Here is a 23,075-nt window from a genome sequence, read left to right as displayed (position 1 = left end):
AAGGCTGTTCCGTCGAGATTTTCAGAGAAAAACTTCACGTAAGGGGGGGATGGGATGCCGGTAAGTATTTCAAAGTTACAGCAGCAGCTGATGAGCAAGATAGATATTGATGATCTGGTTGAAGTTGAAAAGGTTGAGCGCTATATTAGCCTGGTCAAATTAAATAAGAAGCTGGATAAAGATATCAAGCGTGATGGAGCCACGGTTATAACTGAAAATGGACCACAGCGCTTTGTCAAAAGTCACCCAGCTGTAAATGACAAAATAAAAGTTAGTGCTCAGCTGCTGGCCATTGAACGAACATTTAATTTTGTCAATGAGGGGACCCACTCCCCTTCAGACGACAATGAACATTCGGATGATGATCTAATTTGAAAATTAACAAATACGTTCAGGAATATATTAATCTCTGGAAATCTGGAAGGATTAAATTTAATAAAGAGCGCAGCATGCTCATTGAATATTTAGAGAAGCATGTGTTAAATCGCGACGATCTGTATTTTGATGACGAAATGATTGATAAGTGCATCCGGTTTGGCGAGAAGTGGTATTTCCCACTTTCAGCATTCCAGAAGTTCTTAATCGCTTTCGTTTTTTTATTTTATAAAAAGAATGATCGTGTTTTTTACCGTAAGCATCTTTGGATGTTAGGTCGTGGCGGTGGAAAGAATGGGTTGATTTCCGTCATTACTCATTTTCTGACCACACCACTCCATGGGATTAAAGAATACAACGTATCAATTGTTGCTAACTCTGAAGAGCAAGCCAAGACATCTTTTGAAGAAACATACAATGTAATTGGCAGAAGCGGCACATTGAAAAATATGTTCAGAAGGACAAAAGAAAAAATCACATCCAATAAGACTGGGTCCGTTTTAAAATTCCGTACCAGCAATGGGGAAACTAAAGATGGCCTGCGTGATGGCTGTGTGGTTTTCGATGAGATTCACCGGTACGAAAGTAATAAAGATGTTCGTGTTCATATTTCTGGTCTTGGTAAAAAACCTAACCCCCGGGAGTTTTATATTGGTACTGATGGATATGTCCGTGACGGCTTCTTAGACAATATTAAAGCCCTGGCTTCTAAAGTGTTAAAAGGTGAAGCACGGCCAAATGCCATTTTCCCTTTTATATGTAAGCTCAACAAAGAGGAAGAAGTAAATGATCCAGACAATTGGGAACTTGCCAATCCAATGCTTTCTCACCCGAGAAGCACCTATGCTCAAAGTTTGTTTGATACCATCATGGAAGAATTTGAAGCTTTAGAGGATGATCCAAGCAACCGCGAGGAATTCATGACGAAACGTATGAATTTCCCGGTTACAGACCTTGAACGTTCCGTTGCTAAATGGGAAGAGATTGAAGCAACCAATCAGGAGCTGCCAGACCTATTAGGCAGAGAATGTATTGGTTGTTTGGACTTTGCCAGCATAAGAGATTTCGCGGCATGTGGGCTTGTATTTAAGTATGAAGGAAAGTATCCATTCATTACTCATTCTTTTGTGAGAAAAGAATTTGTTGATAAATTCTATAGTTATTCTAAGAAACAAGATTCTGAAATGGCTGGCAAACGCAAATTTGCCCCTATCAGGAAGTGGGAAAAGGAAGGTTTTCTAACTGTTCTGGATGAAGAGACTATCAATCCTCAAAAAATTGTAGATTGGTTTATTGATATGCGCCGATATTATAACATCAAAAAAATAATTGCAGATAACTTCCGAATGGAAGTGTTAAAACCATTGTTTATTGCTGCTGGATTCGAAGTGGAGGTCATTCGTAATCCAAAAGCAATACACAGCTTGCTAGCTCCAAGAGTGGAAATAGGATTTGCAAATAGACTTTTTATATTTGGAGATAATCCATTGATGCGCTGGTACACCAATAACGTCCTTGTAAAAATTAAAAAGGATGGTAATAAGGAATATGAAAAAAAGGAACCAATTCGCCGAAAGACAGATGGATTCCAGTGCTTTGTCCATGGTCTATATCGAGTTGATGAGCTAAGTGAAATCAACATAGAAGAATCTCTGGATCTCTTAGATGCTTTGAATTTCTAGGAAGGAGGTGGTTATAAAACGATGGGTTTTTTGGATTCAGTATTAAGACGAAACAGTGAACTTGAATGGATGTTTGACCTGGATATAAATGTAGAAACAACTCAAAGAGTCTATCTAAAAAGGATAGCTCTTGAAACCTGTATTAACTTTATAGGCAGGACAATAAGCCAATCCGACTTTAGAATAATGGAAAATGGCAAACGCAGTTATAATGATTGGCATTATTTATTGAATATAAGGCCAAACACAGATCAGTCAGCTGCAGATTTTTGGCAAAATTTTATTTATAGGTTGATTCATGAGAATGAAGTGCTTGTGATTCTGACAGATAGTGATGATTTGTTAATTGCAGATAGCTTTACCCGTGTGGAATATGCGGTTTATCCAGACATATTTAAAGAGGTGGAAGTAAAGGGACATAAGTTTCAGCGTACCTTTAGAATGGATGAAGTCATTTATCTGACTTATAACAATGAAAAGCTCTCTAAATTTATGGAAGGCTTGTTCGATGACTTTGCAAATTTATTTAGCAGAATAATTGAAACAAGTATGAGAGCAAATCAAATTCGCGGGACAGTGGATATTGATTCATCTCATTCTCTTGATGAAAAAACTCAGACCAAACTTCAAAAATTCATTGATAAGCTGTTCAATACCTTTAAGAATAATACAGTAGCGATTATTCCAAAAATAAAAGGTTTTGAATATAACGAAGTTGCGGATGGCTCTTTCAATGGTAAGTCAGTTGAGGAAATGACGAAGATAAAGAAATCGTTGATTGATGATGTTGCTGACATCTTAGGGATCCCTAATGCCTTAATTCATGGAGAATTATCGGATTATGAGACCAGCATTAAAGCATATGTGAAATTTTGCATTGGTCCACTAATTAAAAAGATTTCGGATGAATTAAATGCAAAGTTGATTCTTAAAAAAGATTATCTTAATGGTTCCCATATTGAGGTGCGTGGTGTTACCGAAAAGAGCGTTATCGATAATGCAGAAGCGGTAGACAAGCTTGTTTCCTCTGGCGCATACACGCGCAATGAGGTGAGGGTAAAATTCGGCGATGAGCCTTCAGATAATCCAGCTTTAGATGAATTTGTTATTACCAAAAACTATCAAACTGCAAGTGAACTTAAGGGAGGTGAGAAAGGATGAAGCATAAAATTAAAGGTGATATTTCAAGTTGGAGTTCAAGTATTTGGGAATTCAATTACAAAATGAGAAGCATCAAAGAAGATGAGGATATCGAATTAGAAATTAATTCATATGGTGGAGATGTTTTTGCAGGTATTGATATTATGAATACCTTACGCGGCCATAAAGGTAAAGTATCTATAACGGTTACCGGTATTGCAGCAAGTGCAGCTTCGATTATTTGTATGGGAGCAGACGAAATAAAAATGTATTCTAATACACAAATGATGCTCCACAATGCTTGGACAATTGTTGCTGGTAATGCGAAGCAACTGCGTAAAGCTGCAGATGATTTAGATAGCATCGGAGAATCTGTTTTAGCATCATATACCCATCGAATTGACGAAGATACAGCGAAGAAATTACTGGATAAAGAAACATATTTATCTGCATCAAAAGCAAAAGAGCTTGGATTAGTTGATGAGATTGTGGATGCAACAGCTGAGGAAGTTGAGTCCGAGATTTTCCAGGATAAAGCGAAGGAATTTAATAATAAAATTATCTCTTTGCAAACAAATCCAAATCAGCAGCAACCAACAACTATTTCAGATGAACAAATGCAGTCTATCATTGAAGCAGTAACAAACAAAATACAACATAATATTGAACCATCGAATGAACCTAAAATTCCTGTGGCAGCACAGAAACGTAAAGGGTTCATTTTTTAATTTAAAAATATTGGAGGAATGAAATAATGGTTATGAAATTAAACAACCACACAGAAACTTATGAAAATGCGAAATTAAATTATGCTACAGTTGTTAAAAACGAAGAATCAACACCTGAACAAGTTGAAAAAGCTTGGACAGAGATGCAAGATGCATTAGTTAATTCGTTAACAACCCAAATTACAAATCAAGTAGCTGCAAATACTGTTGATCAAGTTGTTTTATCTAATCGCGGCACAGACGTAATGACAACAGAGGAAAACAAATTCTTTAACGCTGTTGTGCAATCAGACGGCTTTACTGATGAACTAATATTACCTGAAACGGTAACAGAAAAAATTTATGAGGATTTAAAAACTGAACATCCGTTATTATCTGTTATCAACTTCCAAAACCTAGGTACAATCACACTTACTACAATTACATCTGAATACGAAGGTGCAGCTGTATGGGGACCAATCTTTGGTGACATTAAAGGTCAATTGGATGCTGTGTTCAAGCAAGAAAATCTTGCACAATCTAAATTAACAGCGTTCGTTGTATTACCAAAAGACCTTGCAAAATTTGGTCCAACATGGGTAAAAGCGTACGTTCAAGCGCAAATCACAGAGACATATGCAGTAGCTTTAGAATCAGCTGTCATTAGCGGTGCAGGACCAACGAAATATGAACCAATCGGTTTAATTCGTGATTTGCAAGCAGCGGTTGACCCAACAAATGGTCATGCTAAAAAGGCTGTAACTGGAACATTAACGTTAGCTGATGATGCCACAATCATCGAGGAATTTGCTGGCATTGGTGAATTATTATCGGTGAAGCAGAACGGTAAACCGTTAAATGTAGATGGAAAAGTAGCACTAATAATTAATCCAACTGACTCATGGAAATTACGTAAAAAGTTCACTACGCGCAATGCTCAAGGTGCTTATATTACAAATGTTCCGTTTGATTTCAAAATCATCACTTCTTTATTTGCTACATCAGGTGAGGTTATTGCGTTCGTTACAGACCGTTACGATGCTTACCGCGGTGGTGGAGTTGAAGTAAAAGAATATGATCAAACATTAGCGATTGAAGATTGCAATTTACACGTTGCTAAGACATTTGCCTTTGGTAAACCGCGTGATAACAAAGTAGCTGCCATTTACACATTAGCTGAACCAGCACCAACAGTTTAATAAAGCGGTGATATAAATGATCTCTGATGAGATATTAAAAGAATTTAAGGAAAGGATGCACTTAGGTGATCATGAAGATGCTAACCTGAGACGCATCCTTTCTGCGTCTAATAAGGCGTTGATCAGGTCGTGTGGTGACTATGATATAAATACCGATGAATCGTTCAAGGAGCTTGTCTTTGAGCGTTCTCGGTATGTGTATAACGATGCCTTGGAGTATTTCAATGACAATTTTATAAGTGAAATAAATAGCCTGGGCATTGATAAAGCACTCAAGGCAATAGTTTTAGAGGGTGATGCCGATGCAACCGTATAAGTATTCTCCTCCAAGGGTTAAAACAGGAGACCTAAGAACGCGCGTGACATTTTATGAGTTTGGTGAAAACGAGGGTCCCCTTCCGGGTGAATCGCAAAAGAATGTATTATTTGAAACCTGGGCAAAGGTCGATGAAGTTTGGAGCAAGGATTTAGAGATTGCTAAATCTAATGGGACTTTATCAGATTTAACTATTACAATTCGGGATCCAAACGGCGCCTTCTTTCCAAGCAATAAACATTATATCCAGGTTCATGCCCCGGAATATGAACATTTGCGATATAACGTAAAGCATGCGCAGCCTGATTTGCAAAATAGAGATTTTATTAAAGTAATTTCTGGTGTCTCATCATGAGCGTAAATATTACCGGCATTAACGCTCTTATCAATGAGCTGGAGAGAAGACTCGGGCCAAACAGGATGCAGGAAATCAACGACCGGGCATTAAAAGAAGGTGCAAAAGTATTTGTTCGAGAGCTAAAGCTGCAATTCGAACATTTTAAAGATACAGGTGCATCTATAGATGAAATCACAATCTCTGAACCAATGTGGGTTAGGGGGAAGCGTACTATAAAAGTACATTGGCGGGGCCCTAAGGGGAGATACCGAATCATCCATTTAAATGAGTGGGGAACGGTGAAAAATCCTAATCCTCGTGGTAAAGGGGTCATTGCACGTACATTAAGAAATGCTGAAGACGCTTATCGAAATGCCGTTCGTGAAGCATTAGAGGGGGGAATCTAATGTGATTTGGAAAATAAATGATGCCTTTTTGGCTGATCCCCTTATTCAAGAGAAAGTCGGCAGACGTATTAAGTTCTATGAGTACCCATCCACAACAGATTTAGAAAAAGGTCCGTATGTTGTGATAGACCCATTAGATACTCCCATCCCAAAAGATTATGCGGACAATAAATGGCTTACAGAAGATTACCTATTTCAAATTGAAGTTTGGTCAAAAAGTTTAGCTGATAGAGACGCTGTATCGAAACAAATTCGCAAAGTCATGTGGGATAAGCTAGGGTTTGCTCAATCAGGTGGTGGAGTAGACGAATGGGAAAAGGACTTAAATATTTATCGTGATGCCAGGCGTTATCGCGGGAAAGTATATGTAAATTAAGAGGAGTGAAGAGGAATGTCTGAAAAGACTTATCGTGCATCCACTGGTGTGGATGAATTTTATTATGGGGTATTAGATCCAACTGGGACTGCCATAATTTCCGGAAATGTCGAGCGGATTGAATTCCTGCAGACTATTAATGTGGAAATGCCACAGGAAGCAGTCCGTGCTTATGGTGACAATAAAACTGCAGAAATCGCTGTATCTGCAGGAAATATTAGTGTAACTGGAGCATTTCACAAAATCCCGATTGAGGACAGGAAGGTACTTCTTGGCCTGGAGGCTACAGCAGCTGGCTTGCATTCTTATGGAAGTGAAGATACCCCGCCATATGTTGCGTGTGTATTTGCCAAAACCCATGAAGATGGCAGCAGGGAGTGGGTAGGATTAACGAAGGGTATTTTCATGCGTCCCAATGTTAATGGTCAAACAAAGCAGGAAAATACCGAGTTCCAAACTGATGAAATCTCTGCTGAATTCATGGATCGTGAGGTTGCAGGTTTTGCAAAGGATAAATCAGTTGTTTTTGCGTATGAGGAAGCCGGTGCTACTACAAAACGCGATGCATTGTTCCAGGCTGTTTTCGGTAAGGCCCATCCTGATGCACCAGTAGTTTAATTCTAAATATAACAATTTGGAGGTTTATATCATGGCTAAAAAATATGAAGCAATTGCGGCATTTAAAGATGGTCAGGATGAAAACAAACAATATCACAAGGGAGACCGTTATCCTTCCCCGGCAAATAAAAAGGTGAGTGCAGAGCGCTTGAAGGAGCTATCGTCTCATGATAACAAGGCGGGTTATCCAGTAATTAAGGAAATTGAAGAGAAGGCCAAGGAAGAGTAAAAGATCGAGAGAGCAGTGAAAACTGCTCTCTTTTTTTGCATTTTATAAAACGGAGGGAACCCAAAATGGCAAATTTAAAGAGAAATATGATTGAACTGATAAAGGAAGTTAAGGAAGGCGAAATCGTTACTGAAAAATATCTTACTCCTGTCTTTATTCCCCTTTCAGTGGTTTATGAAGGATTGGATCTCGCAGATCAACTAGAAAAATCGAATGTGGACGAAAAAGAGAAGATTGACCGACTTGTTAACTTTATTGCAGATGAAGTGTACGGCAAGCAATTCACAAAGGACGATCTCAAGAATGGCCTGCATGGTCCGCAAGCAATCGAGACTCTCCACCGACAACTCGTGTTTGCAACGAATGGATTCCAGGATGATGAAACAAAAAAATTCCTGGCGAAGAAAAATTAAGGGATGAGGATTTTTCTCCCGCCAAGCAAAAAGAATATCTTGATAAACTCATCCTCGAATTAATGAAGGGTGGAAAGGACATTAATGAGGTCTTGACCATGCCATATCATTTTGTCATTGAAATACTTCAAGAACGCAACAAACCTAAAAAAGAAAAATCACTCATCGCTGCTTTTGGTGGTTAAGAAGGGAGGGAGAATATGACCGAACGAATTGAAGGTTTATCCATAGGTTTGGATCTTGATACGCTGTCTCTTGACCGAGGTTTAAGCGGATTAAAAGACAGGTTGAGGACAATAAACTCTGAAATGAAACTTAACATGTCGGCATTTGACCGCGGTGAAAGATCGGTGGAAAAATACCAGACACAATTGCAGGGCCTAAATAGAAAGTTAGAGGTTCAGAAGCAGGTTGTTTCTCAGGCTAGAGCAGAATATGAAAGGATGGTCCAGGAGCATGGCGCGGGATCAGCTGAGGCCGAGAGAGCGGCAAGGGAATACAATAATCAGGCGGCGTCCCTCAACAATCTCGAGAGATATATAGGCCAGGTAAATCAGGGGCTTGAAGAATTACAAGAAGAACAGCAAAATGCAGCAAAGGGTTGGACCAGATTTAGCAATGCAGCGGCAAACGCAAGAGAGACATTAACTGGTGTTGGTGAATCCATGAAGGGTGTTGGCGAAACTATGACAGCATCCTTAACATTGCCACTAGTTGGTTTTGGTGCGGTTGCAGGAAAAGTTGCCAATGACCTGGATTCATCTGCAGGGAGGATTGAAGCCCGTTTAGGTGTAACAGCTCAGCGTGCTGAAGAGTTAGGTGATATTGGGGAGGATGTTTGGAAAAACGCTTTTGGTGAAGATGTCAGAGAAGCAGGGGATGCAATAACTCTTGTTTCGAATAATTTAAAAGACATTCCCGATGAGGAATTGAAGAGTGCCGCACAATCTGCTTTCTTTCTTTCCGAAGCATTTGATGCTGATTTGAACGAATCCACACGTGCAGCTGGGCAATTAATGAAAGATTTTGGCGATAGTTCTTCAAAAGCTTTCGATGTTATTACATGGGGATTTCAAAATGGCTTGGATTATACCGGGGAGTTCCTTGATACGATCCGTGAGTACAGCCCACAATTCTCTGAAATGGGCTATACAAGTGAACAGATGCTGAACGGGCTAAAAGCAGGATTTGACGAAGGCAGCTGGTCCCTTGATAAGTTAGGAGACGCTATCAAGGAAAGTCATTTGCGCATGGGGGCACTTGATAAGGCTACAGTTGAAGCTTACACGTCGATGGGGCTTAATGCTGAAAAATATGTGGGCAAAATCTCTAAAGGTGGAGAAGAAGGAAATAAAGCCTTTCAGGAAATCGTAAAAAAACTTATGCAGGTTGAGGATGCCACTGAGAGGAATGCTCTTTCAACAGCGTTATTTGGTACTCAATATGAAGATCTAAGGGAAAAAGTAATCTTCGCCATGGCTGGGGCCAGTAAAGAAATTGCAAATTTAGAGGGCACCACCAAAAGAGCTTCTGATGCACTCCAAGATAATATTGGTGATCGAGCTACCAAAGTATGGCGAAAATTCTTAACAGACCTAGAGCCGGTTGGACAAATGCTAATAGATTTCGGTGAGGATGTTCTTCCAAAGGTATCGAACACGCTGGATAAAGTTACAGGATCCTTTAATGGGCTCTCTCCAGAAGCTAAAAATACAGTATTAGTAATAGGTGGACTTGTAGCTGGGATCGGTCCATTAATAACTGGTCTTGGCTTTGCAGCTACAGGAGTTGGTGCTTTAGCAGGAGCTTTGCCATTACTAGCGGGCCCTGTAGGAATCACCGCGGCTGCAGTGGCGGGTCTTGGTTTGGGATTTATGGCCCTTGATAAGGAAATGGACAAACCTATCATCAAATCTGATATTTTTGCAGGTGAAATTTCTGCTGCTACTGAAAAAGCAGTGGGAAGTTATATGAAATTAGATGAAGATGCTACTGCAGAATTAAATTCACTTGCCTGGTCGCAGGCTACTATTACTCAAACAATGGCAGATGACATGGTCTCCAAGTATCAGGCCATGGGTGACCAAGTCCTAATTGCCATGAAGGAAAATCACAACAAACAGATTGAAGAACAGCAAAGTTTGTTCGATCGCAGTTCAGTTCTGACAGAGCAGGAAGAGGCTAAGAGAATTGCCCAGCTTAAAGCAAAGCAATTAGAAGAAATTGAGGCGCACAATGCGACTCAAGCAAGAATAAAAGAAATCTGGACAACAGCAGTTGAAGAAAAACGAGGCATTACAGATGCTGAAGGACAAGAACTTGCAAGATTGCAAGAATCACAAAGAATAAAAGCTGTTGAAGAGTTATCCAAAAGTCAGCAAGAGCAAGTGACAATCCTAAATAACATAAAAACAAATAAAGCGATAATTGAAGCTGAAACAGCGGCTAACACAGTGAGTAAATCTATTGAAACTAGAGATAAAGTTATCAAAGAAGCAAACGAGCAATATAAACAAGCCGTTGCAGCTGCAGAACTGGGAAGAGATGTAATAGGTAACATTAAAGCAGCAGAAGCAACAAAAATGATTGAAGAGGCTGAACGTGCAAAGAATGAATCGATCTCAAAAGCACAAGACATGCATTACGATGTTGTTAAAGAGGCCCAGGCGCAGGCTGGTGAACATGTTGATGAAGTAAACTGGGAGACTGGCAAAGTGTTAGAAAAATGGGATTCTATGTATAATGGTGTGCTAAAAGCCTGGAACTGGGTTCGGGGACTTTTTGGGAAAGAGCCATTAGCTAAAAAGGGAACCCTTAAAGAAACTGGGCGTCAGAAGCAGAGAAGGCAGGATGCAAGGTTGGCTCCAGGTTATGCAGTTGGTACTCCTTCCAGTGGTCACCCAGGAGGTCCTGCTATCGTTGGTGAGGAAGGTCCGGAGCTGGCACATATTCCCGGTAAAGGAGTAACACTTTTAGGGATGAAAGGTGCTGAATTCCATAGTAATTTTCCAAAAGGTTCTTCCGTTTTACCAAATCCACTTACTGAAAGTTTATTAAAATCATATGGCTTCCCTGGCTATAAAGAAGGAATTGGTGATTACTTCGATGTCTTTCTAAAAGGCGCCGGCAATGTATGGGATCTGGTTAAAAAGAAATTCAATCTTGAGGATATCCTTTTCCCTGAGTGGATGAAAAACCATATAGGAAATCCCTTATCTGCTATTGGTGATATGGCTAAAAACAGTATAAAAGAAATGTGGGAAAGCTGGTTTTCGTTTGATTCAGCTGGCGTATCTGGATCAGGTGTCCAACGTTGGGCAGGAGTGGCTACTAAAGCACTCATGATGACTGGCCAATATACAAAAGCCAATCTAGACAGATTGCTTTATCAGATGGACACAGAGTCTGACGGGAATCCCCGAGCCATTAACTTGTGGGATAGTAACGCAAAACGAGGTACACCATCAAAGGGCCTTATGCAGGTTATAGACCCTACATTTAGGGCATACGCCTACCCGGGGTTTGATAAGAATATTTACGATCCACTCTCCAATATTCTTGCCTCTATCCGTTATGCAGTATCTCGTTATGGCAGCTTAGCCAAAGCCTATAGAGGGGTAGGTTACGCTTCTGGAGGTTTGATTAACACTGAAGGCTTATATCAATTGGCTGAAGGTGGTTGGCCTGAGTGGGTAATTCCTACAGATCCGAGCAAACGAACAGATGCTATGAAGCTATTAGCTCTAGCAGGTCGTGAAATTACAGGGAATAAAAGACCACAGCAATTGCCTAATGTTCCAGGTGGAAGCAACGATAATTCTATATTAAGAGATTTGTTGAATGCTACACTCCAGCAAAATCAGATTCTGATGAGACTTCTTCAAAAAGACCCTTCCTTAAACATTGATGGAAGGGAATTAGCTCGTTCAATTAAAGACCCTATAAAGGAATTTCTTGATTTTGACAATGCAAGAAAAAATGTGGTTGAAGGGAGGGCGTACTAATGTTATATTCTTTTTCCTTTAATGGAATAAAAAAGAGCTACGTCATTAGTGGAAGAGGGAAAAGGCGCTCTGCCTTCGCACCTGTTAAAAGAAATCTTCTGATTGTACCTGGCGTGCCGGGGGCGTATTTAGAAAGCACTGATACTGAAGTTAGAATCATCCAGCAGCCAATCACTATTAACGCTAAAGACAGGTTAGATGAGAGGAAACTCGAAGAGGATCTTGCCGCCTGGCTTGTTACAGACCAACCAGCTGAGCTTATTTTTGATGATGAACCAGACCGTGTTTATTATGCGGTTGTGGATGGTTCCCTTGATATCGAGGATATCGTTAATTTTGGACAGGGTACAATTACCTTCGTTTGCCCGAATCCTTATAAACACACAAAAGAATTTACAGCGCAGTTTAAGAATGATTTCCTTACTATCAGAAACCATGGCACAGCTAAAGCAAAGCCGGTATTTGAGATGGAAGTATTACAGCCTACAACCTATTGCATGATTGAGAATCAAGACAAGGAATATATGATGATCGGTCAGCCTTATGATGTTACAAAAGAGCAGCCGTACATCCGGGAAGAATTATTTTTTGATAAAAGAGGAAACACATTGACAGAATGGAGCGCAGGGACAACTGTGGACGGAGGCATTGTTGCTGGCTCATTCTACGTGGATGGCAACGCGTTTCGGGCTAAAACTTATGGGGCAAACACTGCTGCCTGGCATGGGCCCTCTATTTCAATGTCACTCGATGAGCTTTTGACTGATTTTCGTGTCCAGACATATTTTACGGTCAAGTCTAAAACGGATAAATCATTTGGACGTGCAGAGCTATATTTACTAAATGCCGGTGGTCAAAAGATAGGCAAGCTGGCCATGAAAAATATTGGGACACATGGCAATTCCAATGTCGGTGAGGTTATTCTCCGGGATGAGACCACAGGGAATCAGCATGTAATGATCCAAACTCCTGGAATCAGAGAAAGACTATGGAACAACTTCTACGGGATTCTACGTTTAGAACGGGAAAAGGGTGTATATAAAGCGTATATTGCTATGCTGGATACAAAGACGGGGCAATATCACACGGCTTGGCATGCAGAATTCAAGGATGATGGCAAAGTGTATGATGATCAATTGGCTGCCGTTCAATTACACCTGGGTGCTTATGCTGGCTTGCAATGGATTGAAGATATAGCTATCCACAGGGTTACGGTTTATAAGATTAATCGCCCTGTATCGTATGAGGTTCCTTATATTGCTCAGCCCGGTGATACCATCGTATTCGATATGGTGAACGAAGACCTCCTTATCAATGGGGAAAGCCGAGTAGATCTGAAAGATTTTGGCGGTGAATATTTTTCTCTGAAATCCAATCTAAACGATTTTCGCATTTCCCCTACCGGAAACTTTAAGACAAAGGTTCGATATAGGGAGAGATACAAATGAGTATTATTCATATTTTGGATCATCAAACGGATATGATACTGGCTACATCCAGTAAATTTTATAATGATGTTCATAGAGAAACATTGAAAAACGAAGAAATATTTGATTTTATTGAACCTATTACCAGCAAAGCTTCTCCTTATTTAAACAAAAGAAATCGTGTCATTATCCCAACGGATGATGGCTTTTTTAAAGAATTCATAATTGAAAAAGCGTACCAATCTAAAGGTGGAATTGAGGTTTATTCATCAGCCTCCTACTTTGAACTCATGAAAGCAAAGCCGATTGCACCCATGACTCTATCAAGTTATTCGGTTGAAATGCTGCTTGATTTTATTCTCAATGATTCGGATTGGATTCCTGGAATTAAAGTTTATGACGGAATCAAAACCATTGTCTTTGATGAATACACGGATCCTTATTCAGCTTTGAAAAAAGTCGCTGATGAATTTGGATTAGAACTGCGCTTTCGCATCGAAACAAATAAAAATAGAATCACAGGTCGATATGTGGATTTGATCGAGCGTGTAGGGGAGTGGCGAGGAAAAGAGATTACATCGGGTAAAGATTTATTAAATGCTAAACGCATCGAATTTACTCAAAACATCGTGACAGCTTTAGTTGGGGTAGGACCACAAAAGGAAAATGGCAAAAGAGATGTCGTTACAGTCGCAAACGAATCAGCACGGCAAGCTTGGGGACGAAATGGGCAACATCTATGGGGGATATATCAAGTGCCAGATGATGGCGGCAATGAAGATATGACCATACAGCGCATTACCCAATTGACAAGTGATGAACTTCAAAAGCGCATCAGCACTGTAATATCGTGGGAAGTAGAAAGTGCGGATATTGAACATATTTTTGGACGTGAACACGAAAAAGTAAGATTAGGCGACCAGGTACGTGTCAAATTAACCGACTTTAACCCACAGTTTTTTCTTGATGCCAGGATTATTTCAAGAGAAGGGTCTATTCGAACAAAAGCTCAAAAAAAATATGTTCTAGGTGACTTTATCGAATACACGGCGGAAGATATTAAGTCAGTTAAAAGAATGCTTCAAAAGCAGATTGATAAAAAACTATCTGAATCCCAAGTGCTGGAGATAACTTATCCAAAAAGCACTATTGATGAAAAATTAACGGATAGACCCGTCACCGATGACAGCTTTCCGGATGAAATTCCTCCTGCTCCAACAAATTTTGATGCGGAGGGATTATTTAAAATCATTCAGCTGAAATGGGACTATAACATTGCTAGTGTCATTTCTGCCTATGAAGTTTATGCCTCTAAAACGGATGGTTTTATTCCTGATGTGACCAATCTTGTCTGGAGAGGAAAAGCTGGCGGGTACAATTTTGAAGCTAAAACAAATGAAACTTGGTACTTCAGAATTCGAACCATTAACTACAAAGGTACAGCATCGGATTATTCTCCGCAAATCATGGGGCAGACGGTGCAAGTGAAAGCTGAGGATATCATGCCCCGAGTAATTACTAATGAGCTTATTGCTGAGTATGCAGGCATAGACTGGGCAAAAATCGGAAATGTGCAGGTTACTGATGCTGATATCTATGGAACGCTCAATGTAAATAGGTTAAGTGGGAATTTCCTTGAGGTAGGTAAAGAATCAACTAACTCCAGGCTTAACCTTTATACAAGTGACAATGACTTTCATTACATTGAATCCACAAGATCCGGTTCAGAAGATGGATATGGAAATATAAGCGGCGGGTTAAGAATTAGAGTACCTTACGGACCAATTTCTTTATCTTCTAACCCAGGAACAGGTGTCTATATAACGGATTCACCTTTAGTTCTTCGACAAGGTATGAGAGTGAACGGCACTTCCCAGTTTAATTCAGACGTTTATATTACCAGCAGCACTTTATACGCAAACGATATCTGGAAAAATGGAAGCGCGGTTTTAAGCGCAGCTGAAGCACAGGGCTGGTTTGCGGATATTAACCACACCCATTCTCAATATGCTTCTTCCTATCACACTCATTCACAATATGCGGAATGGTATAACACTTACAATATAAGGCGTGGCAGTGCTACCCTAAAATTCCTGGCAAGTGGATCCCCAAAGGTTCAGGCGAGGAATTATTGGGATGATGCATATGGAACATTTGAAGGATTGGCCTATTCGAACGTGTCACGCAGGGAAGAAAAGAAGGACATTGAGCTATTCGAAAAGACGGCCCTAGAATTAATTTCAGATACGCCAGTTTATGCCTACCGATACAAAAATGATTTAGATACAGAGCCGAAACGGGTAGGGTTAATTTACGATGAAGCGCCAATGGAGATTATGCAATTCTCAGGAGGCATCGATGTTTATGGGATGTCTTCTCTAATGTGGAAAGCCATTCAAGAATTAATTTACGAAATAAATTTACTAAAAGGAGCTGCTTAAAATGGCTGAAAGAAATGTACTGGATAAAAATTCAAAAGTTGAAGGGAATAAGGTAGTCCTTACAAAACTAACTGAGGAGCATTTAACCCTTCAGGATCTATACCAGGCAAAACAGAATCTAAATCACCAAAAACAAGGGATTATGCAGCAGATGGCCCAGCTGAAGGAGAGGCTTTTGGTTTTAGATGAGCAAGATAAAGAAAATGATGAATTTATTCAATTACTTGAACAACAAATTTAAAGAGGGCATATAAGCTCTCTTTTTTATTTTGGATTGGAGGTGTCAGAATGCAAATAACTGCAAACAGCGTCAAGTTGTTAACGGGTGGTAATGTTATCAAGCAGGGAGACCAAACACCTTTAACGTTTGAATTATTCGATGAAAACGGTAATCAAGTAAATTTGCAAGAAGCATCAGTGAAGGTGAAAATCGCAAACAATCAAATCGTTTTATTGGAAAAGACGATAACTATCAACCCTGACAATACCATTTCATTTTCTCTTTCAAAAGATGATGTAATCGGAAACGGAAAAATGCGTTTAGAGTTTAGCGTCACATATGCAAATTCAATTGTTGAAAAATTCCCTGCAGAAGGTTGGCAGGAAATAATGATCACACCTACTCTTGATGATCTGAGCACTGGAAATGTGGCTGTTATTACGATAGAACAATTTGAACAAAGGATTAATACGGCCGTGACTGCTGCAGAAGAAGCCACAACGTCAGCAGACAATGCTGCTAGCCGCGCTAACACCGCAGCGGAACATGCAGAAAATGTAGCAACAAATCTAACAGAAACCGAGTTAACTTTAGGTAACTTTAAATTTGTATTCAATAGTGTAACCAATTCCTTAGATATTGTGGTGATCTAATATGATCGTTACCAGCGGTCTTGTTGGATATTGGCATTATTCACAAGTAAACGGCGCTGTATGGGAAAACATTGCACCAGGTAGGGAAGGACAGTTTAACGGGGATATTGTTGGTGGGGTTGTGCAGGATGACGGTATGTATTTTGATGGGAGCAGTTACGTGAGTGTCCCTGCTCTAGGCTTAACAGGCGATACGACGATTGAAGCGCGGTTCACCTTCGACAGCTCCTTAACAACTACTATGAATCCTCATATCGTTGGTGGAAATGGCAACCATATACTCCGTCTAAACAGGACGACAAACTCCATGCAGTACGTTATCGGCACAAGCATAAGAGCGTCTAAGCCATTAGTTACGGAACCTAACACCTGGTATCACGTTGTGGCGGCTTATAATTACACCCTTAATAGGGTCGATTTTTATATTAATGGTTCTCATGCTGGTTTCTATGAGGATCCTGCAGCTGTAAAGCAAATATGGGATCAGATCTTTCATATCGGAAAACGACAAAATTCTGCTGATTCTAGCCTTTATCACAAAGGGAAAATTGCAGCTCTGCGCTTCTATAACAAGCCACTAAGCGAGCAGGAAGTCTTACAGAATTATCAGATGGGAGGTAGCGTTGGATTGTCAAGTGATGGCATCATAGCTAAATGGTTTACATCTGGAGTCCTTCAAATTAAAGGGGAACTGATTGAGGGGAGTCAGAATGTTTCCTTTAAACAAAACGGTGACTTGCACGTCCAGGAGCTTTCAGAAGGAAGTACAAGTGTAAAGTCTAACCTCTTTGAGGTAACAGAGTTTATAGAGGGGGCTTTGTAATGGCGAAGTTATTAGAAGGAAGTTCAATTTTAAAGCCAACGGGTGAAGAACAAATTGCTACACTCAATGATATATCAACAAAGCGAAAAGGAAGGCTGCTTACAAGCTTTGGAACAGATTGGGCCCTATGGTTTGGAACAGTTACTCACGATACAATCAATACAAAAGTGGGGAGTTCTTCAGTAAAGGTGTCGTCTGATGCAGCAAACACGACAGCTGCTGCTCGTTTGCGATCGGCGGCCTTTGATTTCAGATCGTATAAAAATATTATGCTTAGATTCTATGTCCATGACTTTACAAACCTGTCGAAGATAGAGTTGCGTCTGTCATCAGTTGACGCGATGACAACCTACATGTCTTATAGTATATCGAAGTGGAAGATGGCTCCTGGCTGGAATGAAATCATGATTCCCCTATCTAAGTTTACTACTTCAAACGGGGAATCTCTGGATAATACAATGGTAACTTTGCAAGTATCTGTAACTGCTAGCGCAGCAGGGGAAATAACATCAGTCTCATTTGATGGATTATATGCGAATCTTAATCAGAAGGGTTTGGTTCAGATTCATTTTGATGACGCATTCGCCAGTGTACACGCGAATGCTTTCCCTATATTACGGGAAAAGGGTATGGTAGGAAGTATTGGAGTCATTAGTGGTTCAGTAGGTACGACAAACTATATGACGCTTGACCAACTAAAGACACTGCAGGTGTATGGATGGGGAATATTTAATCACACTGCTACACATCAAGATTTATCAACTCTGACAAAGGAACAGATTGAATCACAGCTGGCTGACTGTAAGAACTGGCTTGATTCAAATGGATTTACTGAAACCTCTGATTATGTGGCCTATCCGTATGGAGGATATAATGATACGGTTTTAGAGGTTATGCAGAATTACCGTTTCGGAAGGTCTACCCGAGAAGAGTTTGAGGTGTTACCACCAATACAGCCTTATACACTAAAGGTTTTGAGTGTCACTCGTGATCTTGCTGCAAGTGTTTACCAGGCAGCGATTGATCATGTAGCTGAAACAGGTGATACAGTTACATTCCTTTTCCACAAGGTATCTGATACTGGAACTGACACAGACACGTTTACAGTTGCTAACTTCAGGACTTTTGTGGAATACCTTGATTCTAAAAGAGACTCTATTGAAATAGTAACCTGTAAGGAATGGGCCGATGAAGCGCAGCGTACTCGGTAGTCTGCATATAAGGTAATATTTTGCCTTCAAGGGGGGATTGTGAGTGACACAGGAGGCGGAAGCAGTGGATATTTGGAAAACATCTGTTCAAAAAGATATAGAGGATATGAAAGGCGATATTCGCCGGCTACAGGATAAAACATTATTACAAGATCAATCCATTCAGAATATCCAGGGAGATCTAAAAGAGATTAAAGAAGATACCAAATGGCTTAAACGCACAATTACAGCAGCATTAATTACAGCTGTATGTACAGGGCTTATTGGTGGCGGCATAGCAATTATTTTCACAGTATTCAAAGGAGGAAGCTAAAATGAAAAACATGGACAAGGGCACTGTCATGCGGACGGTGCTTCTTTTTATTGCATTAATTAATCAGGTATTTGGGGTAGGCACGATTGCATTAGATGAGAGTCAAGTCATAACAGTTGTGGAAGGAATGTATTTATTGGGATCCACCCTGTTTACTATTGTGACTTCCCTTATTGCCTGGTTTAAGAATAACTACGTTACTGAACGAGGCGGTCTTCAGAAGAAGGCCCTACAAGCTCAAAAATTAATAAAGAAATAAGAAGCTGCCCTTTTGGGCGGCTTTTATTATGTCTTGAAAGGGGGTGATTGTCATGTGAAAGGTAAGGACGGTAATACAAGCAGTTTATTTATTTTGGAATAAAAATAATATTAGAGGTGATTAAACATGGTAAAAGTATTTATTGATCCAGGACACGGCGGAACAGATCCAGGTGCAGTTGGTAACGGGTTACAGGAAAAGAATTTAACACTTCAAATTGCTACACGTATTAAAGATATTTTAACCCTTGAATATGATAATGTTTCAATCCGGATGAGTCGGACTGGAGATCAAACTGTCTCCTTATCTGAGCGCACGAATGCAGCCAATGCTTGGGGAGCTGACTTCTTATTATCAGTTCATATTAACGCAGGTGGTGGTACAGGATATGAGGATTATGTTTATCCAGGAGTTGGGGCACCCACCACCACTTATCAAAACAATATTCATGCTGAGATAATTAAGCTGGTAGATTTCTATGATAGGGGTAAGAAACAGGCTAACTTCCACATGCTACGTGAATCAGCTATGCCGGCACTTCTTACCGAAAATGGTTTTATTGATAATGCCAATGATGCAGGTAAATTAAAATCAGCTACTTTTATTGAAAATCTCGCTCGTGGCCATGTGAATGGAATCGTGAAGAGTTTCAATCTTCCAAGAAAGAGCTCTGCAGTATATCATACTGTTGTTTCTGGAGATACAGTTTACTCTTTAAGCAGAACTTATGGAAGCACTGTGCAACAAATCAAAGATTGGAATAACCTTGATGATAATTACACTATTTATGTTGGACAAGTGCTTCGAGTTAAGTAAATAAGAAAAGCCCTTCTCAATGGAGAGGGGCTTTTTCCTTTACCAAACGAATGTGAATTATTCCTCTTACGCCTTCTTTCACAAGCAATGTTTCACCATAAGCCTTCATAATTTTTCTCACTGCATAATCTATTTCTGACATTCTAACTGGTCTGTTAATATTAGAAATACTTATGTGTTTATTTTCTCCATCAGTGCTAAACACTACCCTAGTGTCCTTACAGTCATATACTTTAACCTTTTGACCAGCTAAGGGACCCTTCTCCACTCTTGAAACTAATTCAATGTTTTCCTTTGTAACATCTTTAAATTTCATTAAAAACACCCTCTCATTTATATCGTTTATATAAATAATGCTCCAGTAACTCCTGGACTTTATTCCGGATACGAGGATTAAAATAATTATGCTGTTCTTCAAACCCTTTATATATGAATAAAAACATTGTAAAATCTTCGTCCCTGGCTACTTGCTCAACCTTCATCCTATCTTTCCTCATGGCATTCTTCGTTTCTTTTAAGTCCCTTTGTACAGCCTTTATTGTTTCCTCAATTAATTGAAGATAAGGCTCTTTTAGCTTAAAGCCCGCCTTATCAATTATGATTCGATCGCGTTCCAGAATGGTCAGCAGCATAGGAAGATACATTGCTTGTTCTAAAATATCGCGGTCTTTCTCTGGAATCCTGGTCATCTCTATACCCTTTCAACACCCGTAATTTCTTCAATCATTATTTTTCTTTTTCCTTCATCACATTCAAATAAAATGTATTTCATTAGCATATCCACCTTATCGACTATTCCAGTAATAGCCTTAAAAAAACCATCCTGCCAGATCGTCACCTTAATTGGTATTGTATTATTCAGTGAATCCATAACAACAAATCCAATCTCTTCAAACTCCTGTTCATCCAGCTGTGGCTTCTTTTGTTTCTTATCATCATAGGTTATCTGTTTAAGCATTTTTACATGCTCAGGCATAAAGAATGCAGATTGCCATTTCTTTTTTCCGCGATCACGAATCATTTCCTTTCAGCTCCTTATACTATAAATTATACAAACATTTGTTCGAAAATCAACTTGAAATCGAACGCGTGTTTGTATATTATTATGTCAAAAGGAGCTGAAAGTGATGAATTGCTTATTTAAATACTCAATGGAAAATAAATTACCGATTGATTTAATCTATATAAATGATGCTGGGGAGCTTACACACAGATCAGTTATTGTAAGAAAAATAACTGTGGAGGGCATTTTGACTTTTGATATTGGTAAACAGCAGCTGAGATCATTTAAACGAGCAAACATTTTATCAGCTGCCAAACAACGTAGAAAAAGAGGGGTAAATTATGCGTAAACTATCGAAGAGACAAAAGGAAACTTTAGAAGCCATAAATCAATATATAAATAAACACAATTATCCACCGGCATTTCGTGACATTGCAGATATGTTGGGATTAAAATCACCATCCACAGTTAGTGATCTGCTTCATAAATTAAAAGACAAAGGATATATCAGCTGGGAGCCAACACCACCAAGAACGCTGCGCATAATAAAAACCGCCTCTTAATTGAGACGGTTTGTTTTTTATTATTTTAAGTTGCTGAATATAAAATCTTCAACTTTAGGTACCCCTGTGTTTTTGTCAGAGAAAAAAATAGCGGCATAACTACCATCTTCATTTTCCCATTTATATGAGGTTAAAGTGGCGTGGCTCATTTTAGTTTCATTGCTTAAAGTTCCTTCCTGCCCAATAATTGACACCACTTCCTCATAAGTCATTCCTTTATGAATTAGATCAGATTCAGCTTTGCTTACTAATGGTTCCGTTTCCTTAACCTCCTGGACTACACTCGCTGCTTCTTCAGTTGATTTTGGTGCAACATTGTCTTCATACCATTGATCAGTTTCTTCGTCAGACATTTCATCAACTACTGGTGAATTCCCAAGAGGTATTAAAATTAATACCGAGACAACGAGTGCTAATGCACTAATTGAAAGTCGCTTGGCGCCGTATTTTTCCCTCTTGAACAAAAAGAAAATAGTAAGCATTCCTAATGCGACTGTTATTACAAAAAGCCCAACAAACAAATAATACATTATTTAATCCTCCTCAAGATCTGCTAAATCATCAATAGATACTCCTAATTTACGTGCAATAATTGCCGATTGTTTCAAATCTGGCTGAGTTTTATTTTGTCTCCATTTTGAAAAGGTGGTTTCCGTTACTTCACAAGCTTTAGCGATATGTTTGTTCTTTAACCCCTGCTTATCCATCCAATAATCTATTTTATTTTTAAACATATGTGGCCTCCAATAGCTTTTATAACCATTTCCACACTTTGATTTGAATTCCTTTAAAGATAAGTTTGATAAAAATTTAACTTTTCTTTGAAAGACAGGCAATTTTATAGTCAAATGCCCATATATTGTATCAGACACTGACAGAAAGAGGTGGAGATACATGATTAATGGAATAATAAGAAGCATTTTTGATGGTTATAGGGAAAGTGAGGTGACTAAGAGGAGAATGTATGAAAGCAGTTTTAATGAACTGGATGAAACTGAATATCTATTTTCCTCTGACTATCTTAATCAACTGTATTTCAGCGCAAAAACTGCAGATGATTGCTGGACCATCATGAACTATCTGGAACGGTACCAATGTGTGGATTCTGGAATTGAAAGCTATGACGAAGTTTATTATCAAACAGCAGCCAAATTAAAAAGGAAGCTGAAGGAGGAAGAGAGACGTGGGAATCGAGGTTATTCCTTTTAAGCAGTTTGTTTCTGGTTATTCCTATATGGCTCCAGATCCAGGTCTATTGTCCATGGTGGATGGGGGACTTACCTTCTTTGTGGGCACTGGGGCTGTCTTAATGGCCCTCTTTTTTTTAGAAAAATGTGGCGTGCCGATTAATGAAGCGACTGTTCGGGCAGTTGGTCTGGGAGGGATTCTGTTTGCTCTCGGGTGGGCTGTATTTAAGAACCCACTCATACGCAGCCTGGTCATTGGGTTTTAGGCAGTCAGTTCTCCGGTCGGTTCGGATGTCAATGTTTTCAATGGATAGAGCTTGTATTTATTGGTTCAGTTTGAGTGAAATTCCTTTAGC

At 39.5% G+C, this 23,075-nt stretch carries 32 protein-coding genes; 27 read left to right on the top strand and 5 right to left on the bottom strand.

The window, feature by feature from the left end; all coding sequences use genetic code 11:
* Positions 1 to 54: 54 nt before the first annotated feature.
* The 23 genes from NR125_RS14650 to NR125_RS14540 all read left to right on the top strand — a co-directional run bounded on the left by NR125_RS14650 (position 55) and on the right by NR125_RS14540 (position 19,966).
* Positions 55 to 375: a terminase gene (locus NR125_RS14650; protein ID WP_256815570.1), complete on the top strand. Its 321-nt coding sequence runs from the start codon at positions 55 to 57 to the stop codon at positions 373 to 375.
* Between the two features lie 74 nt (positions 376 to 449).
* Complete coding sequence (locus tag NR125_RS14645; protein WP_372675462.1) at positions 450 to 2,057, top strand: terminase TerL endonuclease subunit; 1,608 nt, start codon at positions 450 to 452, stop codon at positions 2,055 to 2,057.
* A 21-nt stretch (positions 2,058 to 2,078) separates the two neighbouring features.
* Complete coding sequence (locus tag NR125_RS14640; protein ID WP_256815568.1) at positions 2,079 to 3,218, top strand: phage portal protein; 1,140 nt, start codon at positions 2,079 to 2,081, stop codon at positions 3,216 to 3,218.
* Complete coding sequence (locus NR125_RS14635; protein ID WP_256815567.1) at positions 3,215 to 3,925, top strand: head maturation protease, ClpP-related; 711 nt, start codon at positions 3,215 to 3,217, stop codon at positions 3,923 to 3,925. Before NR125_RS14640 ends, NR125_RS14635 begins: the two co-directional genes overlap by 4 nt.
* A gap of 26 nt (positions 3,926 to 3,951) precedes the next feature.
* Positions 3,952 to 5,103: a phage major capsid protein gene (locus tag NR125_RS14630; RefSeq protein ID WP_256815566.1), complete on the top strand. Its 1,152-nt coding sequence runs from the start codon at positions 3,952 to 3,954 to the stop codon at positions 5,101 to 5,103.
* Positions 5,104 to 5,119: 16 nt separating this feature from the next.
* Entirely contained in the window at positions 5,120 to 5,419 is a 300-nt protein-coding gene (locus NR125_RS14625; RefSeq protein ID WP_256815565.1) for a hypothetical protein, read from the top strand.
* Complete coding sequence (locus tag NR125_RS14620; RefSeq protein ID WP_256815564.1) at positions 5,406 to 5,774, top strand: head-tail adaptor protein; 369 nt, start codon at positions 5,406 to 5,408, stop codon at positions 5,772 to 5,774. The genes NR125_RS14625 and NR125_RS14620 overlap by 14 nt, the downstream gene beginning before the upstream one ends.
* Positions 5,771 to 6,163, top strand: coding sequence for an HK97-gp10 family putative phage morphogenesis protein (locus tag NR125_RS14615; protein ID WP_256815563.1), 393 nt, complete (start codon positions 5,771 to 5,773; stop codon positions 6,161 to 6,163). The genes NR125_RS14620 and NR125_RS14615 overlap by 4 nt, the downstream gene beginning before the upstream one ends.
* A 1-nt stretch (position 6,164) precedes the next feature.
* Complete coding sequence (locus NR125_RS14610; RefSeq protein ID WP_256815562.1) at positions 6,165 to 6,539, top strand: hypothetical protein; 375 nt, start codon at positions 6,165 to 6,167, stop codon at positions 6,537 to 6,539.
* A gap of 15 nt (positions 6,540 to 6,554) precedes the next feature.
* A complete protein-coding gene (locus tag NR125_RS14605; protein ID WP_256815561.1) occupies positions 6,555 to 7,157 on the top strand; it encodes a major tail protein in 603 nt (200 codons plus the stop codon).
* A 31-nt stretch (positions 7,158 to 7,188) separates the two neighbouring features.
* Positions 7,189 to 7,386: a hypothetical protein gene (locus NR125_RS14600; protein WP_256815560.1), complete on the top strand. Its 198-nt coding sequence runs from the start codon at positions 7,189 to 7,191 to the stop codon at positions 7,384 to 7,386.
* Between the two features lie 65 nt (positions 7,387 to 7,451).
* Entirely contained in the window at positions 7,452 to 7,799 is a 348-nt protein-coding gene (gene gpG / locus NR125_RS14595) for a phage tail assembly chaperone G (RefSeq protein ID WP_256815559.1), read from the top strand.
* Positions 7,800 to 7,861: 62 nt separating this feature from the next.
* Positions 7,862 to 7,984 carry a phage tail assembly chaperone GT gene (gpGT, locus tag NR125_RS14590; protein ID WP_256815558.1) on the top strand — a complete coding sequence of 41 codons (123 nt, stop codon included), beginning with the start codon at positions 7,862 to 7,864 and terminating at the stop codon, positions 7,982 to 7,984.
* A gap of 15 nt (positions 7,985 to 7,999) precedes the next feature.
* Positions 8,000 to 11,803 carry a phage tail tape measure protein gene (locus NR125_RS14585; protein ID WP_256815557.1) on the top strand — a complete coding sequence of 1,268 codons (3,804 nt, stop codon included), beginning with the start codon at positions 8,000 to 8,002 and terminating at the stop codon, positions 11,801 to 11,803.
* Positions 11,803 to 13,251, top strand: a complete 1,449-nt coding sequence (locus tag NR125_RS14580) for a distal tail protein Dit (RefSeq protein ID WP_256815556.1) — start codon at positions 11,803 to 11,805, stop codon at positions 13,249 to 13,251. Before NR125_RS14585 ends, NR125_RS14580 begins: the two co-directional genes overlap by 1 nt.
* Positions 13,248 to 15,671: a phage tail spike protein gene (locus NR125_RS14575; RefSeq protein ID WP_256815555.1), complete on the top strand. Its 2,424-nt coding sequence runs from the start codon at positions 13,248 to 13,250 to the stop codon at positions 15,669 to 15,671. The genes NR125_RS14580 and NR125_RS14575 overlap by 4 nt, the downstream gene beginning before the upstream one ends.
* A gap of 1 nt (position 15,672) precedes the next feature.
* On the top strand, positions 15,673 to 15,912 hold the full coding sequence (locus NR125_RS14570) for a hypothetical protein (RefSeq protein ID WP_256815554.1): 240 nt from the start codon (positions 15,673 to 15,675) through the stop codon (positions 15,910 to 15,912).
* A gap of 47 nt (positions 15,913 to 15,959) precedes the next feature.
* The gene (locus NR125_RS14565; RefSeq protein ID WP_256815553.1) at positions 15,960 to 16,544 is read left to right on the top strand and encodes a hypothetical protein; all 585 of its coding nucleotides are present in this window, start codon (positions 15,960 to 15,962) and stop codon (positions 16,542 to 16,544) included.
* Between the two features lies 1 nt (position 16,545).
* Positions 16,546 to 17,367, top strand: a complete 822-nt coding sequence (locus NR125_RS14560) for a LamG domain-containing protein (protein WP_256815552.1) — start codon at positions 16,546 to 16,548, stop codon at positions 17,365 to 17,367.
* On the top strand, positions 17,367 to 18,578 hold the full coding sequence (locus NR125_RS14555) for a polysaccharide deacetylase family protein (RefSeq protein WP_256815551.1): 1,212 nt from the start codon (positions 17,367 to 17,369) through the stop codon (positions 18,576 to 18,578). The genes NR125_RS14560 and NR125_RS14555 overlap by 1 nt, the downstream gene beginning before the upstream one ends.
* 43 nt (positions 18,579 to 18,621) lie before the next feature.
* Positions 18,622 to 18,891, top strand: coding sequence for a hemolysin XhlA family protein (locus tag NR125_RS14550; protein WP_256815550.1), 270 nt, complete (start codon positions 18,622 to 18,624; stop codon positions 18,889 to 18,891).
* Between the two features lies 1 nt (position 18,892).
* Positions 18,893 to 19,150 carry a phage holin gene (locus NR125_RS14545; protein ID WP_256815549.1) on the top strand — a complete coding sequence of 86 codons (258 nt, stop codon included), beginning with the start codon at positions 18,893 to 18,895 and terminating at the stop codon, positions 19,148 to 19,150.
* Between the two features lie 126 nt (positions 19,151 to 19,276).
* Positions 19,277 to 19,966 (top strand): N-acetylmuramoyl-L-alanine amidase, encoded by a 690-nt coding sequence (locus NR125_RS14540; RefSeq protein WP_256815548.1) that lies wholly within the window; start codon positions 19,277 to 19,279, stop codon positions 19,964 to 19,966.
* Between the two features lie 16 nt (positions 19,967 to 19,982).
* Here the strand turns inward: NR125_RS14540 and NR125_RS14535 are convergent, their stop codons facing one another.
* Genes NR125_RS14535 through NR125_RS14525 form a run of 3 tightly spaced genes read right to left on the bottom strand, consistent with a single transcriptional unit; the run spans position 19,983 to position 20,987 of the window.
* Positions 19,983 to 20,282, bottom strand: a complete 300-nt coding sequence (locus tag NR125_RS14535) for a DUF1827 family protein (protein WP_256815547.1) — start codon at positions 20,280 to 20,282, stop codon at positions 19,983 to 19,985.
* 13 nt (positions 20,283 to 20,295) lie between these two features.
* Entirely contained in the window at positions 20,296 to 20,655 is a 360-nt protein-coding gene (locus tag NR125_RS14530; RefSeq protein ID WP_256815546.1) for a YhjD family protein, read from the bottom strand.
* Positions 20,656 to 20,657: 2 nt separating this feature from the next.
* Positions 20,658 to 20,987, bottom strand: a complete 330-nt coding sequence (locus tag NR125_RS14525) for a YolD-like family protein (RefSeq protein ID WP_256815545.1) — start codon at positions 20,985 to 20,987, stop codon at positions 20,658 to 20,660.
* Between the two features lie 130 nt (positions 20,988 to 21,117).
* Between NR125_RS14525 and NR125_RS14520 the strand changes: the two genes are divergently transcribed.
* Entirely contained in the window at positions 21,118 to 21,318 is a 201-nt protein-coding gene (locus tag NR125_RS14520; protein WP_256815544.1) for a hypothetical protein, read from the top strand.
* On the top strand, positions 21,311 to 21,532 hold the full coding sequence (locus tag NR125_RS14515; RefSeq protein ID WP_256815543.1) for a LexA family protein: 222 nt from the start codon (positions 21,311 to 21,313) through the stop codon (positions 21,530 to 21,532). Before NR125_RS14520 ends, NR125_RS14515 begins: the two co-directional genes overlap by 8 nt.
* A 20-nt stretch (positions 21,533 to 21,552) precedes the next feature.
* Here the strand turns inward: NR125_RS14515 and NR125_RS14510 are convergent, their stop codons facing one another.
* Together NR125_RS14510 and NR125_RS14505 are read right to left on the bottom strand one after the other, a co-directional pair.
* Positions 21,553 to 22,062, bottom strand: a complete 510-nt coding sequence (locus NR125_RS14510; protein WP_026581010.1) for a hypothetical protein — start codon at positions 22,060 to 22,062, stop codon at positions 21,553 to 21,555.
* A 3-nt stretch (positions 22,063 to 22,065) separates the two neighbouring features.
* Complete coding sequence (locus tag NR125_RS14505; RefSeq protein ID WP_026581009.1) at positions 22,066 to 22,266, bottom strand: helix-turn-helix transcriptional regulator; 201 nt, start codon at positions 22,264 to 22,266, stop codon at positions 22,066 to 22,068.
* 160 nt (positions 22,267 to 22,426) lie between these two features.
* On the opposite strand from NR125_RS14505, the gene NR125_RS14500 reads away from it, so the two are divergent.
* Both NR125_RS14500 and NR125_RS14495 read left to right on the top strand, forming a co-directional pair.
* Complete coding sequence (locus NR125_RS14500; protein ID WP_051428161.1) at positions 22,427 to 22,741, top strand: hypothetical protein; 315 nt, start codon at positions 22,427 to 22,429, stop codon at positions 22,739 to 22,741.
* Positions 22,716 to 22,985: a hypothetical protein gene (locus tag NR125_RS14495; protein WP_026581008.1), complete on the top strand. Its 270-nt coding sequence runs from the start codon at positions 22,716 to 22,718 to the stop codon at positions 22,983 to 22,985. The genes NR125_RS14500 and NR125_RS14495 overlap by 26 nt, the downstream gene beginning before the upstream one ends.
* Positions 22,986 to 23,075: the final 90 nt, after the last annotated feature.

The organism is Cytobacillus sp. Bac17, from assembly GCF_024519925.1.
Taxonomy (GTDB): domain Bacteria; phylum Bacillota; class Bacilli; order Bacillales; family Cytobacillaceae; genus Cytobacillus; species Cytobacillus pseudoceanisediminis.
The sequence above is the reverse complement of the archived record's forward strand: the minus strand, read 5'-3'. Positions and strand labels throughout refer to the sequence as shown.